This is a genomic window from Brevundimonas sp. (genome assembly GCF_032017145.1).
Classification (GTDB): domain Bacteria; phylum Pseudomonadota; class Alphaproteobacteria; order Caulobacterales; family Caulobacteraceae; genus Brevundimonas.
Window position 1 is genome coordinate 1 of sequence record NZ_DALZQC010000078.1, and the last position, 16,971, is coordinate 16,971.

A 16,971-nucleotide genomic window follows, 5' to 3' on the forward strand; every position below is an offset into this window, starting at 1 on the left:
GCGAGACGCCGCGCCCGACCGAGCGGGTGGTGGAACGGGTGGTCGAGCGCGAGCGCGCCCGCCGCAAACTGCCCGACCGCCGCAAGGGCTATATCCAGAAGGCCGCCGTGGGGGGCCACAAGGTCTATATCCACACCGGCGAATACGAGGACGGCGAACTGGGCGAGATCTTCATCGACATGCACAAGGAAGGCGCCGCCTTCCGCAGCCTGATGAACAACTTCGCCATCGCGATCAGCATCGGCCTGCAATACGGCGTGCCGCTGGACGAGTTCGTGGACGCCTTCGTCTTCACCCGGTTCGAACCGGCGGGCCGCGTGACGGGCAACGATTCCATCCGCTCGGCCACCTCGATCCTGGACTACATCTTCCGCGAGCTGGGCGTCTCCTATCTGGACCGGCACGAACTGGCCAATGGCGAGGCCGAGGCGATGGACGGCGACGGGCTGGAGGGCGCCGCGCCGCAGGGCCAGGCCGTGCCCGCCGCCCGCTTCATCTCCAAGGGGTTCGCGCGCGGGTCCGCGCCCGACAATCTGGTGGTCCTGCCGTTCGGCAAGAAGGCAGAGCCGGAGGCCCGCGCCTCGACGTCGGGCGAAGCCGTCGCCTGCCCCGCCTGCGGCGACTTCACCCTGCAACAGCGCGGCGGCGGCTGGACCTGCGACACCTGCGGAGCCGCGCCGATGCTGAAGGGCGGGGATCAGGGGTAGGTTAAGGGTTATGGCCTAGGGTTTGCTTCAGGACGATCAAACGTCGGAGCCCGGTCCATGAAACGCACACTCTCTCTCGGCCTGATCGCAACCGCCTTCGTGGCCGCCGCGACGCCCGTCCTGGCCCAGAATGCGGGCCAGATCGCCAGCGTCCGGCGCGGGGCCTCCTGCGCCGGCTGCAACCTGTTCCAGGGCGATTTCTCGGGCCTGGAGGCGCGCGGGCTGAACCTGGCCGGGTCGCGCCTGCGTCAATCGGACATGAGCCTGAGCGTGATGAACCGCACCCGCTTCTCCGGCGCCGATCTGCGCGACGTGGAGGGCTATGGCGGGGTCTTCTCCGGCTCCAACTTCACGCGCGCCAACCTGACCAACGCCAGTTTCGTGGGCGCCTATCTGGAAGGCGCGAACTTCTCGGGCGCGACCCTGTCGGGCACGAACCTGTCGGGCGCCCAACTGGCGCGGGCCACGGGCCTGACGCAGGGCCAGCTGAACCAGGCGTGCGGCGACGGCTCCACCGTCCTGCCCCGCGGCCTTCGCATTCCCGCCTGCTGAGGGCCGCCGACCTTGCCGCGATTTAACGAAGTTACCTCGATTTAAGTAGGTGGCGCAGGGGTTTCGGGGCATTCAGGTCTCGTGAGACAGATCGCCGAACATATCCGGTTTCGACCCGCCCTGGCCCTGCTGGCGCTGGGCGCCGCCCTGATGGCGTCTCCCGCCATGGCCGGGGTCGAGATGTCGATGCAGGACCGGGACGTGGCCCGAACCGTGTCGCTGGGCGGATCGTGCAACCGCTGCGAACTGTCGGGTCGCAACCTGTCGGGCGCCACCTTCACCGGCGCCAGCTTCATGAACGCCACCCTGGTCGGGGCCAATCTGCGCGGCGCCGAGATGATGGGCTCCAACTTCTCGGGCAGCGACTTCAGCCGCGCCAATCTGTCGGGCGTCCAGATTATCGGAGCCAACTTCGGCTCGACCAACTTCACCAGCGCGGTCCTGACCGGGGCCGAAGCCCAGGGGGCCGGCTTCGTGCGCGCCAATATGAGCCGAGCCGAAATCTCGGGCGCCCAAATGCACGGGGTCAACTTCAACGGCGCAACCCTGTCCGGCGCCAAGTTCATCGGCGCGGAACTGTTCGGCGCGACCCTGGCCAATGTCGTCGCCGTGGGCGCCGACTTCACCGGCGCCGAAATCCATGCCTCCAACCTGTCGTCCGGCGATTTCAGCAATGCCCGCTTCACCGGATCGACGCTGGACGGCGCCCGTCTGACCGGCGGACGTTTCTCCCGGACAGACTTTTCCGAGGCGTCGATGCACCGGACGGACATTCGCGGCGCCGACCTGTCCGGCGCGCGCGGCCTGACCCAGGATCAGATCAGGACGGCGTGCGGCGACGGCTCGACCCGCCTGCCCGGCGGGCTGACGGCCCAGGCCTGCCGCAGCAGTTCGATCCGGGTGATCCGCACCCCGCCGGCCCCGCCCGCGCCGCCTCGGGTCAGGAACTTCGTCTCGGTCGCCGAGAACTGAACAGCAAAAAAGGGGAGCCGGGCGGGCGTCCCCTTCTTCTTTTCGGCGATGACCGCGCCGATCAGACCTTGATCGGCAAGGCGGTGCGGATGTGGACGTCCTTCAGCTGCCGCTCCTCGGCCTCGGTCGGGGCGTTCATCAGCAGGTCCTCGCCCTGCTGGTTCAGCGGGAAGGCGATGACCTCGCGGATGGCCGTCTCGCCGGCCAGCAGCATGACGATGCGGTCGATGCCGGGGGCCAGGCCGCCGTGCGGCGGGGCGCCGAAGCGGAAGGCGTTCAACATGCCGCCGAACTGCTCCTCGACCACCGAGGCGTCGTAGCCGGCGATCTCGAAGGCCCTCAGCATGATCTCGGCCTTGTGGTTCCGAATGGCGCCCGAGCACAGCTCATAGCCGTTGCAGACGATGTCGTACTGATAGGCCCGGATGGTCAGCGGATCCTGGTTCTCCAGGGCCTCCAGCCCGCCCTGCGGCATGGAGAAGGGGTTGTGGCTGAAGTCGACCTTCTTCTCCTCTTCCGACCATTCGAACATGGGGAAGTCGACGATCCAGCAGAACTTGAACTGGTTCTCGTCGACCAGCTTCAGCTCGGTGCTCACGCGAGTGCGAGCCAGGCCGGCGAACTTGGCGAAGGTCGCCGGCAGGCCAGCGACGAAGAAGGCGGCGTCGCCCTGGCCCAGGCCCAGCGACGACATCAGGGCCTCGGTCGGCTCCTGGCCCAGGTTCTTGGCGATGGGGCCGCCCCAGGCGCCCTGATCCTCGGACCAGAAGATATAGCCCAGGCCGGGCTGGCCCTCGCCCTGCGCCCAGCTGTTCATGCGGTCGCAGAAGGCGCGGCTGCCGCCGGTCGGCGCCGGGATGGCCCAGACGGCGTTCTTGTCGTCCGCGCCCAGGATCTTGGCGAACAAGCCGAAGCCGCCGTCGCGGAAGTGGTCAGACACCACCTGCATCTTGATCGGGTTACGCAGGTCCGGCTTGTCCGAACCGTACCAGGCCATCGACTGGGCGTAGGTCAGGCGCTCGAAGCCCTCGTGCTCGAACGTCTCGCCGAAGTCGTTGGTGAAGACGTGCGGCTGGTCGATGGGCGAAACCGGCTTTCCCTCGCCGAACTCCTCGAACACGCCGTGCATCAGCGGCTCGATGGCGGCGAAGACGTCTTCCTGGGTCACGAAGCTCATCTCGACGTCGAGTTGGTAGAACTCCAGCGAACGGTCGGCGCGCAGGTCCTCGTCGCGGAAGCAGGGCGCGATCTGGAAATAACGGTCGAAGCCCGAGACCATCAGCAGCTGCTTGAACTGCTGGGGCGCCTGAGGCAGCGCATAGAACTTGCCCGGATGCAGGCGCGACGGCACCAGGAAGTCGCGGGCGCCTTCCGGCGACGAGGCCGTCAGGATCGGGGTCTGATATTCCAGGAAGCCCTGGCCGACCATGCGCTGACGGATCGAGGAGATCACACGCGAACGCAGGACGATGTTCTTGTGCAGACGCTCGCGGCGCAGGTCCAGGAAGCGGTTGGCCAGACGGATGTCCTCGGGATATTCCTGATCGCCGAAGACCGGCATCGGCAGTTCGGCTGCTTCGGACAGGACCTCGACGCCCTGGACGCGCACCTCGATCTCGCCGGTCGGAAGGTTGGGGTTCACCACCGAGGCGTCACGGGCCACGACCTCGCCGTCCACCTTGATGACGCTCTCTGCGCGCAGGCGCTCGACGGCGGCGAAGCCCGGCGTCTCGGGGTGCAGAACCAGCTGGGTCAGGCCGTAGTGGTCGCGCAGGTCGATGAACAGCAGGCCGCCGTGGTCGCGCTTCCTGTGCACCCAGCCGGACAGGCGGACGGCGGAACCGGCGTCGGAGGCGCGAAGCGCGCCGCAGGTGTGAGAGCGATAGGCGTGCATGGAACGAACCGTCTGGAGACTTTGGCGGTGGAATCCGTCGCCGTCGGCGCCGGAAATCGAAGCGGCGTAGGGCGCATCATCGCCCCGGAAAGTCAAGGTTTCAGCCGTTGCAAAGCCCCGCGCCGCGAACGATATCTGGTGCCCATCGCGTTGAAGAGGCCGCCATGTTCATCGTCACCATCACCTACACCCAGCCGATCGAAGCCATCGAGGCGCGGACGCTCGAGCATCGCGAATGGCTGGACCAGCACGTGGCCAGCGGGCTGGTCATCGCCGCGGGGCCGATGGTTCCGCGCACCGGCGGGGTGTTGGTCGTCGCCAGCCGGGGCACGAAGGAAGAGTTGGAGACCCTGCTGAAGGACGACCCGTTCCAGGTCCACGGTCTGGCCGACTATGCGGTGACGGAGTTCAAGGCCGGCAAGCTGAACCCCGCCCTGGCCCCGTTCGCCTGATTTCATCCACAGCGACGCGGCTTCCCTCCCCGGAACCAACAGAGGGGCGCCGACGCGGTTAATCCCGGCCTCTGCTATGACGGGGTCATGACCGCGCTGAGCGCCCCGTCCCGTCCCGCCTCCGAACAGCTGCGTCTGCCGCTGGAGCGTCATGCCGTGGGCGAAGCCTTCGTGGTGTCGGACAGCAACGCCGAGGCGGCCGCCGTGCTGGGCCGCTGGCCGGACGGGGTCGGGGCGGTTCTGGCGCTGCATGGGCCGGCCGGATCGGGCAAGAGCCGCCTGGCCGCCGACTGGGCCGAAAGGGTCGGGGCCGCGCCGCTGACCGGCGCGGAGGCGGCCCTGATCGACCCGCAGGAGTTGGAGGGCCGGCCGGTGCTGCTGGATGACGCCGACCACGCCGACGACGAGAGCCTGTTTCACCTGATCAACCTGGCCAGTTCTGGCGGGGGGGCGCTGCTGATGACGTCGCGCCTGGCCCCGCGCCGGTGGTCGGTCGCCCTGCCCGACCTGCGCTCGCGGCTGGATGCGATGCGGACCGTGGCGGTTCAGGCGCCCGACGACGCGGTGCTGTCGGCCATCCTGCGCGCGCGCTTCTCGGAGCGCAGCATCACCCCGGCCGACGAGGTGGTCGACTATCTGGTGCGCCGTCTGGACCGATCCGGCGACGCCGCCGCCACGGTGGTCGAGCGGCTGGACGCCCTGCACCGCCCGGTCACGCGCGTCCTGGCCCGACAGGTGCTGGACGCGATGGACGCCGGCTGACGTCCCGACATGCGGGATATGCACACCTTCGCAGTGGGAATCGTGGCTGAACTTTGAACGCTTAGCTTTGCCTTGGCGTTGAGCCGCCGGAGCGACCTTGCGCTCCAGCAAACGGGAAACGTCCAAATGCGTGTTCAGCTTGTCATGATCTCCGCCGTCGCCCTGCTCGCGGCCTGTTCCAACGGCGACGACGCCAAGACGGCCAAGGGCGAAACCGCCGCGCCGGAAACCGCCGCCATGCCCGCGCCGCAGCCGGGCCTGTGGCAGCAGACCGTATCGGGCCCGCAGATGCCGCAGCCGACGACGATGAAGATCTGCATCGGCGAGACCGCGCCCGGCTCCAACCCCTTCAACGCCCCCCAGCAAGGTGTGACCTGCAGCGAGAACAGCGTCAAATCGGCGCCGGGCGGGGCCGAGTTCCACGCCGTCTGCAACGCCCAGGGCATGACGGTGACGTCGGACGGCAAGGTGTCCGGCGACATGCGCTCGGCCTATAAGGTGGACATCACCACCAAGACCACCGGCCCCAATGTCCCGCCGGCCATGGCCGAAATGAAGATGACCATCGACGCCAAACGCCTGGGCGACTGTCCGGCCGGCACGGCGCCGAACACCATCGTTCAGTAACCGCGACCGCCGGGGCGGCCGCTGCGTCGCCCCGGCGCTTCACGATTTTCGCCGCGCCCGCTTGCGGCCGTCACACACGCGCGCGAGAACCGGCACATGACCGACGCCGCGATCCACGACGACACCCGAGGCGAAGAGGTTCCCGCCTCTCGCGCCCCTCAGTTGGCCCTCAGCGAAGAGCTGATGGCCTCGCCCAGCCGGTTCTTCAATCGCGAGACCTCCTGGCTGGCCTTCAACGAGCGGGTGCTGGAGGAAGCGGCCAACCCCAACCATCCGCTGCTGGAGCGGCTGCGGTTCCTGTCCATCTCGGCCAATAATCTGGACGAGTTCTTCATGACCCGCGTCGCCGGCCTGAAAGGACAGTTGCGCGAACGGGTGCGGGTGCTGTCCGCCGACGGCCTGACGCCGGCCGAGCAGCTGGAACGGATCAATGTCGCCGCCGGCGAACTGATGGCCGAACAACAACTGCGCTGGCGCCAGCTGAAGAAGGAGCTGACCGTCGCCGGCATCGAGGTGGTCGACCGCCAGCGCATCACCAAGACCGAGCGTGAGCGGCTGGAGCCCGAGTTCCTGAACCAGCTGTTCGCGGTGCTGACGCCGCTGGCCATCGACCCGGCGCACCCCTTCCCCTTCCTGCCGAACCTGGGCTTCTCGCTGGCGCTGAAGCTGAAGCGCAAGGGCGAGACAAAGACCTTCTACGCCCTGGTGCCTGTGCCGACCCAGGTGCGCCGGTTCTGGGAGCTGCCGACCGACGGCCGGTCCACGCCGGGGCACAAGCGGTTCATCACGCTGGAAAACGTGCTGCTGCTGTTCATCGACCACCTGTTCCCCGGCTGCGAGGTTCAGGAAAAGGGCGTGCTGCGCCTGATCCGCGATTCGGACATCGAGATCGAGGAAGAGGCCGAGGACCTGGTGCTGGAGTTCGAGGAGGCGCTGAAGCAGCGGCGCCTGGGCTCGGTCGTTCGGGTCAAGATCGAGGCGTCCATGCCCGCCGACCTGCGCGACTTCATCGTCGGCGAACTGGAGGCGGCGCCCCAGGACGTGGTTCTGGTGGACGGTATGCTGGGTCTGGCCCAGCTGTCGGACCTGATCGGCGGCGGCCATCCCGACCTGAAGTTCAAGGGCTATGAGCCGCGCTATCCCGAGCGGGTTCGCGACAACGGCGGCGACGTCTTCGCCGCCATCCGCGAAAAGGACATGCTGATCCACCATCCGTTCGAGAGTTTCGACGTGGTGGTGCAGTTCCTGCGTCAGGCGGCGCGGGACCCCAACGTCATCGCGATCAAACAGACCCTTTACCGCACCTCCAAGGACAGCCCCATCGTCGCCGCCCTGATCGAGGCGGCCGAGAACGGCAAGAACGTCACCGCCCTGGTCGAACTGAAGGCCCGCTTCGACGAGGAGGCCAATCTGCGCTGGGCGCGGGCGATGGAGCGAGCCGGCGTCCACGTCGTCTTCGGCTTCGTCGAATACAAGACCCACGCCAAGGTCAGCGTCGTGGTGCGACGCGAAGGCGATGCGCTGAAAACCTATTGCCACTTCGGCACCGGCAACTATCACCCGGTCACGGCCAAGATTTACACCGACCTGTCGCTGTTCTCCTGCGATCCCGTCCTGGGACGCGATGCGACCAAGGTGTTTAACTACATCACCGGCTATGCGACGCCCGACCATCTGGAAGCCCTGGTGGTGTCGCCGCTGAACATGAAGGCCACCCTGATCGAACTGATCGGCAAGGAGATGTCGGCCGCCGCCATGGGCAAGCCCGCCGCCATCTGGGTCAAGCTGAACGCCCTGGTGGACGTGGAGATCATCGACGCCCTTTACCGCGCCAGCCAGTGGGGGGTGCGGATCGACCTGGTGGTGCGCGGCATCTGCTGCCTGCGGCCCGGCGTGCCGGGTCTGTCGGAGAACATCCGGGTCAAGTCCATCGTCGGCCGCTTCCTGGAACACAGCCGCATCGTCTGTTTCGCCAACGGCAAGGATCTGCCGCACGACAAGGCCAAGGTCTTCATCTCCTCGGCCGACTGGATGACCCGCAACCTGGACCGCCGGGTCGAGCTGATGACGCCGATCCGCAACGCCACCGTCCACGACCAGGTGCTGGACCAGATCATGGTCGCAAACCTGAAGGACGACGCCCAAAGCTGGGTGCTGGACGCCGAAGGGCGCTATACCCGCGTCACGCCCGCCGATCCCGAGCGGCCCTTCTCGGCCCACAAATATTTCATGACCAATCCCAGCCTTTCGGGACGCGGCCGCAAGGCCAAGAGCCTGCCCGCCGTGCTTCGTTACGAGCGTCCCGGCCGCTGATGCCCGACGCCGTGCTGACCGACCGCGACATCGCGGCCATCGACATCGGCTCCAACTCGGTGCGGCTGGTGCTGTACCGGCTGGAAGGCCGTGCGATCTGGACCGTCTATAACGAGAAGGTGCTGGCCGGCCTGGGCCGCGACCTGCCGACGACGCGCAAACTGTCGCCGGAAGGGGTGGTCATGGCCATGACGGCGCTGCGCCGCTTCGCCGCCGTGCTGGAGGGGGTGCGGCCGGACGCGACCCTGATCGCCGCCACCGCCGCCGTGCGCGAGGCGCTGGACGGGCCGGAGTTCTGCGAGCGTGTCGCCGCAGAAACCGGGCTGAACATCCGCGTCCTGTCGGGCGAGGAGGAGGCCAAATACGCCGCCATGGGCGTGCTGGCCGGCGCGCCTCAGGCCCACGGCGTCTCGGCCGACATGGGCGGCGCCAGTCTGGAGTTGACCCGGCTGAACGGAGACGGGGTGGAGCATGGTCTGACCCTGCCGCTGGGGCCGTTCGCCCTGGCCGAGGGCAAGGGGTTTGACGCCGCCCGCGTCAAGGCCCGCATCGACCAGGCGCTGAAACCGGTGGCGGCCCAGTTCAGAAGCAACCGCCTCTATGCCGTGGGCGGCGCCTGGCGCACCCTGGCCCAGGTGCAGATGGCGCTGAAATCCTATCCGCTGCGGGTCGTGCATCAGTATCAGATGTCGGCCGAGGACGCGCTTGAGACGGCCCGTCTGGTGGCGCAGCAGTCGGTCGCCGGCCTGGCCAAACTGCCCGGCGTGTCCAAGAAACGCGCCGAGACCCTGCCCTACGCCGGCCTGGTGCTGGAAGGGCTGATCAAACATCTGGGTCTGAAACAGATCGAGATGTCGGCCTGGGGCGTGCGCGAAGGGCTGTTGTTCGAGACGCTGGACGAGGCGACGCGGACCGCTGATCCGCTGCTGGCGGGCTGTTCGGCTCTGGGCGGCCGCCAGGGCGTGGCCCCCGCCCTGCCCGGCGCGCTGAACGGCTGGATTTCCGAGATCGTCGCCGCCCTGCCGCAGGTGTTCGGGGCGGAACGCGACGCGGTCCTGGTCGGCGCCGCCTGCCGCCTGGCCGACCTGGGCGCGCGGCTGCATCCCGACCACCGGTTGGAGCTTGTGTTCGACCAGGTGCTGCGCGCCCCGGTCGCCGGCATCAGCCACGTCGAGCGCGCCTTCCTGGCCAGCGCGATGAACGCCCGCTACGGCGGCGCGCCCGCCACGCCCCAGCCCGAGGTCATCGACCGGCTGCTGGACGGGGATGCGGCCAAACGCGCCCGCGCCCTGGGCCTGGCCATACGCCTGGCCTGCGACCTGTCCGGCCGCTCGCCGCAACTGCTGGCCAACGCCACGGCGCGCGTAAAGGGCGGCGACCTGCGCCTGACCGCGACGGAAGGCTACGCCGACGTCCTGCTGGGCGAACAGACCAAGAAGCGCGCCAAGGCGCTGGCCGAGGCGATGGACCTGGGGCTGAAGATATAAGTCAAACCGTCTCCTCCCCACTCTGTGGGGAGGTGGCGCGGCGCTTCTTCAGCGCCGTGACGGAGGGGTTCTTCAGCGCATCGCAGGCGCCTGTGGGACTTAAAAGAGCCCCTCCACCGCTTCGCGGTCCCCCTCCCCCCAAAGCAGGGAGGAGACGTTCTGGCTACTCGATCTCAACGACCTCGACCCGTGCGCCGTTCAGGACCAGGGCGATTTCGCCGCGCTTCAGCTTCAGCGCATCCTCGCCGAAGATCTGGCGGCGCCAGCCCTTCATGGCGTCGATGTCGGCGTCGTCGCTGATGGCGATCTTCTCCAGGTCCGCGACCGTGGCGATCAGTTTGGAGGCCACGCCGGCGTTGTCGCTCTTGGCCTTCAGCAGCACCTTCAGCAGTTCCACCACCGACGGCGGGGCCGGCTGGCGGTGGGCTGGGCGCGCCATCTCGGGCGCGAAGGCTTCGGGATCGGCCAGGACGCGCTTCAGCTCCTCGGCCAGCTCCAGCCCCAGGCGCGAACCGCCAAAGCCCTTGGGCACAGACCGCAGACGGTTGAAGGCGTCCGGGTCGGTCGGGGTCTGCTGGGCGATCTCGTCCACGCCCTCGTCCTTCAGGATGCGGCCGCGCGGCTGGTCGCGCTCCTGCGCCGCGCGCTCGCGCCAGACGGCGACGGCCTTGAACGCCGCCAGATATTTGGCCGAGAATTTCTTGGGCTTCAGACGCTTCCAGGCGTTCTCGGGATTGGTGTCATACAGGGCCGGATCGGTCAGGCTTTCCATCTCCGACATCACCCAGTCCAGCCGCCCTTCCTTCTGCAGCCGGTCGCGCAGCTTGGGATACAGGGCCGCCAGATGGGTCACGTCGCCCAGCGCATAGACCAGCTGGCTGTCGGACAGCGGCCGGCGCGCCCAGTCGGTGAAGCGGCTGCCCTTGTCCACCTCGATCCGCAGCGTCTGCCGCACCAGCGAATCATAGGCCACCTGTTCGCCGAATCCGGCGGCCATGGCCGCGACCTGGGTGTCGAACAGGGGTTTGGGCATGGCGCCCAGCCGCACGAAGATCTCCACGTCCTGACGGCAGGCGTGGAAGACCTTGACGATCTTCTCGTCGCGCAACAGGTCCAGGAACGGCTCCAGGTCCAGCCCCTCGGCCATCGGGTCGATGATGGCCGCATGGTCGGCCGAGGCCGCCTGGATCAGGCACAGCCGGGGCCAATAGGTCGTCTCCCGCATGAACTCGGTGTCGACCGTGATGAAGGGGGCGGAGGATACGCGGGCGCAGAACTCGGCCAGCGCCTCATTGGTGGTGATCGGCGTCATTCCGGTGCTATAGCCCCCCGCAACCCATGTGTGGCAAGACCCGCGCTGCATTTCCGCCCCGATTCCAGGCCCAAGATCCATGAGCGACACCCAAAAGCCTCTCGAAAACGGCCTGACCTACGCCGATGCCGGCGTGGACATCGACGCCGGCGAAATGCTGGTCGAACACATCAAGCCGCTGGCCAAGTCCACGGCGCGGCCGGGATCGGAGCCGTCGCTGGGCGGTTTCGGCGCCCTGTTCGACCTCAAGGCCGCAGGGTTCGAGGATCCGCTGATCGTCTCCACGACGGACGGCGTGGGCACCAAGCTGAAGATCGCCATCGAGACCGGCCGTCACGACGGCGTCGGCGTCGATCTGGTCGCCATGTGCGTCAACGACCTGCTGGCCCAGGGCGCCGAGCCGCTGCTGTTCCTCGACTATTACGCCACCGGCCGGCTTGAGATCGACGCCGCCCGCCGCGTCGTCGCCGGCATCGCCGAGGGCTGTCGCCAGGCCGGGGCCGCCCTGGTCGGCGGCGAGACCGCCGAAATGCCGGGCATGTACACCGAAGGCGACTATGACCTGGCGGGCTTCAGCCTGGGCGCCGTCGAGCGCGGTCACGCCCTGCCCTATATGGATCGTCAGGCGGCGGGCGACGTCATCATCGGCCTGGCCTCCACCGGCCCGCACTCCAACGGCTATTCGCTGGTCCGCAAGGTGGTCGAGAAGTCCGGCCTGGCCTGGGGCGACGACGCCCCCTTCGCCAAGGACCGCTCGCTGGCCCAGGCCCTGATGGAGCCGACCCGCATCTATGTGAAGCCGGTGCTGCCGATCATGAAGGCGGGCCTGGTCAAGGGCGCAGCCCACATCACCGGCGGCGGCCTGATCGAAAACCCGCCCCGCTGCATCGCCGAGGGTCTGCAGGCCAAGTTCGACTGGGACGCCTGGCCCATGCCCGCCGTGTTCCAGTGGCTGGCCGAAACCGGGGGCATCAGCGACCACGAGATGCGCCGCACCTTCAACTGCGGCGTCGGCTTCATCCTGATCGTCTCGCCCGAGAACGCCGAGCCTGTCCTGGCCGCCCTCCTCAACGCCGGCGAGGTCGCCTTCGTCTGCGGACAGTTGGAAGCGGCCTGAGCCGCTTCCTAACCTTCCTAACCTTCCTAATCTACCGCGCGCCGCCGTTCGCCGTCTCGGCGTAGAAGCGCGACAGATCGGTGTGCAGCTTCACCAGGGCGTCGTGGCTCAGATACATCATGTGCCCGCCCTCGTAGTAGGTGAACTCAAGGCTCGGCCGGATGCTGGGCTCCAGCATCATCTGCGCCAGGTCGAACTCGGTCGAGAAGAAGGGCGTGGCGGCGTCGTAATAGCCGTTCAGCGACATGACCTTGAGATAAGGATTGCGCCGCATCGCCGTGGCCAGATCGATGGCTGTGTTCGGCGTCGTCTGCGGCCCGCCCACCGGCGGACGGTGGCTCCAGTTCCAGTTGAAGCCCGGCAGGCCCCGCGCCGACATCCGGTATTCCACGTCGGTCTTGTAGTTCAGCTGATTGGCTACATAGTCGCGGAAGATGCCGAAATAGGCCCCGGTGACGGCCGAGCTGGACGGATCGTCCTCGGGCTCGCCGCCCGAGGCGTCCTCGTCCAGGCCCAGGTATCGGGTGTCCAGCCGGCCGATGGTCTGGCGCCGGTCGCGCAGCAGTTCCTTGCGGAAGCTGCTCAGGTCCACGCGCATATTGGCGTTGTCGATGAAGGTGGTCGACAGGCCGGTCAGTTCGCTCATCTGGCGCACGATGTCGGCGCGCTCGGCTTGAGAGATCATATGCCCCTTGGCCAGGGCGGAGGCGTAGGGCCCCAGCGCGAAGTCGCGCGCCCGCTGAACCTGTTCATCGACCGTCGCGGCCGGATTGGCCAGCTTCCTGTGATACCAGGCCGTCGCCGCATAGGTCGGCAGCAGGGTGACGAAGTTCTGCGGATAGCCCGGCTGGCGCACGCCGTAGTTCATGATCGACGACAGCAGAACGACCCCGTTCAGCGACATCCCGCGGTCTTCCAACTGGAAGGCCACGGCCCCGGTGCGCAGCGTGCCGTAGGATTCGCCGATGATGTATTTCGGACTGGACCAGCGGCTGAACTTGGTCGTGTAGCGCATGATGGCGCGGGCGAAGGCGTCGGCGTCGCCGTCCACGCCCCAGAAGGTCGAACCGGGCGTCTCGCCCAGCGGCCGCGAGAAACCGGCCCCGACCATGTCGATGAAGACCAGATCGGTCTGGTCCAGCAGGGTCTGGTCGTTGGGGCCGAAGGCGAAGGGCGCGGGGCGGACTACGGTCGGCTCGTCGGTCTGAACCCGCATCGGCCCGAACGAGCCCATATGCAGCCACACGGTCGGAGAGCCTGGCCCGCCGTTGTATAGATAGGTCACCGGCCGCGTGCCGACCGGCTGACCATCCAGCGTATAGGCGGTGTAGAACAGGCTGGCGGTCGGCATCCCCGCATCGTCGCGAATGGTCAGGGTGCCGGCCGTCGCGTGATAGCGCAGGGTCTTGCCGTGGGCGTTGACCGAATGGGCGGTGACGACCTAGGTCTCCTGCACCGGGGGGCGGGCCCAGTCCTTCTCGATGGCCTCGGCGTTGGCGTTGCGGAATCGGTCGGTCGCCGAGCGCATCGACGCGCCCCCGCCGTTGGCGCTGCTGCTGTTGTTGGCGCCGCTGTCCTGCGCCCGCGCCGCCACGGGCGCGCCCAGCATCGCGGCGATGGCCGCGAGGCAGATCAGTCTGTTCATGCGATGGTCCCCTGTACGCGCCGGCCCGCAACCCCTCGCCGCGCGGCCGACGTTACACGCTAACGTTCCGATGCGTCCGACGACAAGGGGCATTCGCCTTTCGTCTTGCCAACCGCCCTCCACCCGGCCAAGGCGGGGCCATGTCGCCCTCCACTCTCCCTCCCGCCCGCGTCGCCGTCCTGATCTCGGGGGCGGGCTCCAACATGGCCGCGCTGATCGACGCGGGGCATTCGCCGGACAGCGGCTACGAAGTCGCGCTGGTGCTATCGAACATCGAAAGCGCGGGCGGTCTTTCCATCGCGGCGGCCAAGGGCGTGGCGACCGCGAGCGTGGCCCACAAGCCGTTCGGCAAGGACCGCGAGGCGCATGAGCGGGCGGTGGACGCCGTGCTGCGCGACGCCGGGATCGAGGTCGTGGCCCTGGCCGGCTATATGCGGGTGCTGACGCCCTGGCTGGTCGGCGGCTGGCGCGGGCGAATGCTGAACATCCATCCCAGCCTTCTGCCGCTGTATCCAGGTCTCGACACCCACGCCCGCGCCATCGCCGCCGGCGACGCCGAGGCGGGCTGCACCGTGCATCTGGTGACGGAAGGCGTCGATGAAGGCCCGATCCTGGGCCAGGCCCGCGTGCCGATCATCGCGGACGATACGCCGGAGGCTTTGGCCGAACGGGTCAAGACGGCGGAGCATGGGCTATATCCGCAGGTGCTGGGCGCGTTCTGCCGAGGTTTGAGGCGGGGTTAAGGCCCCTTCCTCCTCCCCATCCGTCATCCTGGGCCTTGTGCCTAGGATGACGGATTAACAAGTGGGCTGCGCTTCCCGATCGACCCGCCCTAAAGATTACAAAAACGTCATGCGACAGACCGCCGCACCGGCGCGATGGTGCCGCCGATCAAAATCGGGACCCTGTCTTCCATGAACCGCATTCGTCTGATGGCCGCCTGTTCGGCCTGTATCGTCGTCGCCTTGACCGGCGGCGCGGCCTCGGCCCAGGAGCATTCGCACGGTCTGCCGGGCGCGCCGTCGCCGTTCGGAACCTGGGGCTTCGATCTGGCCGGGCGAGATACGGCTGTAAAGCCGGGTGACGACTTCAACGAATACGCCAACGGGACCTATCTGCGCACCACCGAGATTCCGGCGGACAAGGCCCGCTTCGGCCCGTTCGACGTGCTGTACGAGAACGCCCAGGCGCAACTGAAGGCCATCATCGAGGCCAGCGCGTCCAATCCGGTCAACGCCAACGCCCAGAAGGTCGGCGCCCTTTACGCCAGCTTCATGGACGAGGCCCGCGTCAATCAGTTGGCCGCGACGCCGCTGGCCGCCGATCTGGCGGCGGTCAAGGCCGTCACCGACCACGCCGGCATGGCCCGCCTGATGGGTCAGAGCCACGAAGGCTTCGGCGCCTCCCTGTTCGGCATCGACGTGTTCGAGGACCTGCAGAAGCCGGACATGAACTCGGCCTATCTGGGTCAGGGCGGCCTGGGCTTGCCGGACCGCGACTACTATCTGAAGCCCGACTTCGCCGCTCAGCGCGAGGCCTATCTGGCCTATCTGACCCGCACCCTGACGGCCATCGGCTGGACCGATCCGGCCAAGTCCGCCGCCGACATCCTGGCCTTCGAGACCAGGGTGGCCGAAAAGCACTGGACCACGGTCGAACGTCGCCAGATCGACAAGCTGTACAATCCGGCCAAGGCGGCGGACCTGCCGACCCTCGCCCCCGGCGTCGACTGGGCCGCCTTCCTGTCCGGCGCCAAGGTGTCGGACGTCGAGACCCTGGTGCTGATGGAGAACACCGCCATCCCCGGCATCGCCCAGGTGTTCGCCGACACCCCCATCGAGACGCTGAAGGCCTGGCAGGCGTTCAACGTGGTCGACCAGGCCAGCCCCTATCTGTCGCAGACCTTCGTTGACAGCCGCTTCGATTTCCGGGGCAAGGCGCTGCGCGGCCAGCCCGAGAACCGACCGCGCTGGAACCGGGGCGTGGCCCTGGTCGACGGTCAGCTGGGCGAGGTCCTGGCCCAGGAGTACGTCCGTCTGCACTTCCCCGCCTCGTCCAAGGCGCAGATGGAGGCCCTGGTCGGCAACATCCGCGACGCCATGACCGAGCGGCTGAAGCACGTCGACTGGATGAGCGAGCCGACGCGCCAACAGGCGCTGTACAAGATGTCCAAGTTCGGGGTGAAGATCGGCTATCCCGACAAATGGCGCAGCTATGACGGACTGGAGCTGAAGCCCGACGATCTGTACGGCAACGTCGAACGCTCGGCCGCCTTCGAATGGGATTACAAGCGCGGCAAGATCGGCAAGCCCGTCGATCCGCTGGAATGGGGCATGACGCCCCAGACGGTGAACGCCTATTACAACCCGCCGCGCAACGAGATCGTCTTCCCGGCCGCCATCCTGCAGGCGCCCTTCTTCGATCCCAACGCGGACCCGGCCGTCAACTATGGCGGCATCGGCGCGGTGATCGGACACGAGATCACCCACGGCTTCGACGACCAGGGCAGGAAGTCGGACGGCGACGGGGTGTTGCGCGACTGGTGGACGCCGGAAGACGCCGCCCGCTTCGAGGAACGCGCCAAGGTGCTGGGCTCCATCTACGACAAGCTGGAGCCGATCCCCGGCGTGCACGTCAACGGCGAGCTGACCATGGGCGAGAACATCGCCGACCTGGGCGGCCTGCTGCTGGCGCTGGACGCCTATCACAAGTCGCTGAACGGCCAGCCGGCGCCGGTGATCGACGGCCTGACGGGCGATCAGCGCGTCTTCCTGGGCTGGGCCCAGGTCTGGCGCGAGAAGTCGCGCGAGGCGGCGCTGAAGGAGCAGTTGACCACCGATCCCCACTCGCCCGGCCCGGTGCGCGCCGCCACCTCGCCGCGCAACATCGACGCCTGGTACGCCGCCTTCGGCGTCTCGCCGGACCAGAAGGAATATATCGCGCCGGACGCCCGCGCGCGCATCTGGTAAGCGCGCCCGACGTCGGACGCAGAAAAGGCCCGGAGCGGACGCTCCGGGCCTTTTTGTCATCCGGGCCTTGGGCCCTGGATTTAGCGGGGCTTGGTCGCCGCGCCGGCGACGGCGCCGATGGCGGCGCCCGCCACGGTCGAGCCGGTGTTGCCGCCGATGGCC

The 16,971-nt window shown here is 67.9% G+C and carries 14 protein-coding genes and 1 pseudogene; 11 read left to right on the forward strand and 4 right to left on the reverse strand.

All coding sequences use genetic code 11. From position 1 onward, the window contains the following. The 3 genes and pseudogenes from RTU05_RS12740 to RTU05_RS12750 form a co-directional block, all read left to right on the forward strand. A pseudogene (locus tag RTU05_RS12740) lies at positions 1-707 on the forward strand (TSCPD domain-containing protein); the annotation flags it as partial. 57 nt (positions 708-764) lie between these two features. Continuing rightward, on the forward strand, positions 765-1,259 hold the full coding sequence (locus tag RTU05_RS12745) for a pentapeptide repeat-containing protein (protein ID WP_312598764.1): 495 nt from the start codon (positions 765-767) through the stop codon (positions 1,257-1,259). 81 nt (positions 1,260-1,340) lie between these two features. Beyond that, entirely contained in the window at positions 1,341-2,231 is an 891-nt protein-coding gene (locus RTU05_RS12750) for a pentapeptide repeat-containing protein (RefSeq protein WP_312598765.1), read from the forward strand. Between the two features lie 61 nt (positions 2,232-2,292). On the opposite strand, the gene aspS is transcribed toward RTU05_RS12750, so the two are convergent. Then, on the reverse strand, positions 2,293-4,125 hold the full coding sequence (aspS, locus tag RTU05_RS12755; RefSeq protein WP_312598766.1) for an aspartate--tRNA ligase: 1,833 nt from the start codon (positions 4,123-4,125) through the stop codon (positions 2,293-2,295). 164 nt (positions 4,126-4,289) lie between these two features. Between aspS and RTU05_RS12760 the strand changes: the two genes are divergently transcribed. The 5 genes from RTU05_RS12760 to RTU05_RS12780 all read left to right on the forward strand — a co-directional run bounded on the left by RTU05_RS12760 (position 4,290) and on the right by RTU05_RS12780 (position 9,766). After that, entirely contained in the window at positions 4,290-4,577 is a 288-nt protein-coding gene (locus tag RTU05_RS12760) for a YciI family protein (RefSeq protein ID WP_312598767.1), read from the forward strand. An 87-nt stretch (positions 4,578-4,664) separates the two neighbouring features. Then, entirely contained in the window at positions 4,665-5,339 is a 675-nt protein-coding gene (locus RTU05_RS12765) for a DnaA ATPase domain-containing protein (protein ID WP_312598768.1), read from the forward strand. A gap of 126 nt (positions 5,340-5,465) precedes the next feature. Beyond that, positions 5,466-5,966, forward strand: coding sequence for a DUF3617 family protein (locus RTU05_RS12770; protein ID WP_312598769.1), 501 nt, complete (start codon positions 5,466-5,468; stop codon positions 5,964-5,966). A 96-nt stretch (positions 5,967-6,062) separates the two neighbouring features. Then, positions 6,063-8,279 carry an RNA degradosome polyphosphate kinase gene (locus RTU05_RS12775; protein WP_312598770.1) on the forward strand — a complete coding sequence of 739 codons (2,217 nt, stop codon included), beginning with the start codon at positions 6,063-6,065 and terminating at the stop codon, positions 8,277-8,279. After that, positions 8,279-9,766 carry a Ppx/GppA phosphatase family protein gene (locus tag RTU05_RS12780; protein WP_312598771.1) on the forward strand — a complete coding sequence of 496 codons (1,488 nt, stop codon included), beginning with the start codon at positions 8,279-8,281 and terminating at the stop codon, positions 9,764-9,766. Before RTU05_RS12775 ends, RTU05_RS12780 begins: the two co-directional genes overlap by 1 nt. A 163-nt stretch (positions 9,767-9,929) precedes the next feature. Here the strand turns inward: RTU05_RS12780 and rnd are convergent, their stop codons facing one another. Continuing rightward, positions 9,930-11,078 carry a ribonuclease D gene (rnd, locus tag RTU05_RS12785; RefSeq protein ID WP_312598772.1) on the reverse strand — a complete coding sequence of 383 codons (1,149 nt, stop codon included), beginning with the start codon at positions 11,076-11,078 and terminating at the stop codon, positions 9,930-9,932. A 79-nt stretch (positions 11,079-11,157) separates the two neighbouring features. Between rnd and purM the strand changes: the two genes are divergently transcribed. Then, positions 11,158-12,195: a phosphoribosylformylglycinamidine cyclo-ligase gene (gene purM, locus RTU05_RS12790; RefSeq protein ID WP_312598773.1), complete on the forward strand. Its 1,038-nt coding sequence runs from the start codon at positions 11,158-11,160 to the stop codon at positions 12,193-12,195. A 31-nt stretch (positions 12,196-12,226) separates the two neighbouring features. On the opposite strand, the gene RTU05_RS12795 is transcribed toward purM, so the two are convergent. Both RTU05_RS12795 and RTU05_RS12800 read right to left on the reverse strand, forming a co-directional pair. After that, positions 12,227-13,546 carry a S10 family serine carboxypeptidase-like protein gene (locus RTU05_RS12795; RefSeq protein ID WP_312598774.1) on the reverse strand — a complete coding sequence of 440 codons (1,320 nt, stop codon included), beginning with the start codon at positions 13,544-13,546 and terminating at the stop codon, positions 12,227-12,229. Positions 13,547-13,636: 90 nt separating this feature from the next. Further along, positions 13,637-13,840 (reverse strand): hypothetical protein, encoded by a 204-nt coding sequence (locus RTU05_RS12800; RefSeq protein ID WP_312598775.1) that lies wholly within the window; start codon positions 13,838-13,840, stop codon positions 13,637-13,639. Positions 13,841-13,980: 140 nt separating this feature from the next. Between RTU05_RS12800 and purN the strand changes: the two genes are divergently transcribed. Together purN and RTU05_RS12810 are read left to right on the forward strand one after the other, a co-directional pair. After that, on the forward strand, positions 13,981-14,583 hold the full coding sequence (purN, locus tag RTU05_RS12805; protein WP_312598776.1) for a phosphoribosylglycinamide formyltransferase: 603 nt from the start codon (positions 13,981-13,983) through the stop codon (positions 14,581-14,583). A gap of 171 nt (positions 14,584-14,754) precedes the next feature. Then, on the forward strand, positions 14,755-16,809 hold the full coding sequence (locus tag RTU05_RS12810) for a M13-type metalloendopeptidase (RefSeq protein WP_312598777.1): 2,055 nt from the start codon (positions 14,755-14,757) through the stop codon (positions 16,807-16,809). Positions 16,810-16,971: the final 162 nt, after the last annotated feature.

Coding starts and splice junctions, on each gene's coding strand:
- RTU05_RS12810 (WP_312598777.1), top strand. CDS start 14,755: ATGAACCGCATTCGTCTGATGGCCGCCTGTTCGGCCTGTATCGTCGTC.
- aspS (WP_312598766.1), bottom strand. CDS start 4,125: ATGCACGCCTATCGCTCTCACACCTGCGGCGCGCTTCGCGCCTCCGAC.
- RTU05_RS12795 (WP_312598774.1), bottom strand. CDS start 13,546: ATGCCGACCGCCAGCCTGTTCTACACCGCCTATACGCTGGATGGTCAG.
- RTU05_RS12780 (WP_312598771.1), top strand. CDS start 8,279: ATGCCCGACGCCGTGCTGACCGACCGCGACATCGCGGCCATCGACATC.
- RTU05_RS12760 (WP_312598767.1), top strand. CDS start 4,290: ATGTTCATCGTCACCATCACCTACACCCAGCCGATCGAAGCCATCGAG.
- RTU05_RS12765 (WP_312598768.1), top strand. CDS start 4,665: ATGACCGCGCTGAGCGCCCCGTCCCGTCCCGCCTCCGAACAGCTGCGT.
- RTU05_RS12775 (WP_312598770.1), top strand. CDS start 6,063: ATGACCGACGCCGCGATCCACGACGACACCCGAGGCGAAGAGGTTCCC.
- purM (WP_312598773.1), top strand. CDS start 11,158: ATGAGCGACACCCAAAAGCCTCTCGAAAACGGCCTGACCTACGCCGAT.
- rnd (WP_312598772.1), bottom strand. CDS start 11,078: ATGACGCCGATCACCACCAATGAGGCGCTGGCCGAGTTCTGCGCCCGC.
- RTU05_RS12770 (WP_312598769.1), top strand. CDS start 5,466: ATGCGTGTTCAGCTTGTCATGATCTCCGCCGTCGCCCTGCTCGCGGCC.
- purN (WP_312598776.1), top strand. CDS start 13,981: ATGTCGCCCTCCACTCTCCCTCCCGCCCGCGTCGCCGTCCTGATCTCG.
- RTU05_RS12745 (WP_312598764.1), top strand. CDS start 765: ATGAAACGCACACTCTCTCTCGGCCTGATCGCAACCGCCTTCGTGGCC.
- RTU05_RS12800 (WP_312598775.1), bottom strand. CDS start 13,840: ATGAACAGACTGATCTGCCTCGCGGCCATCGCCGCGATGCTGGGCGCG.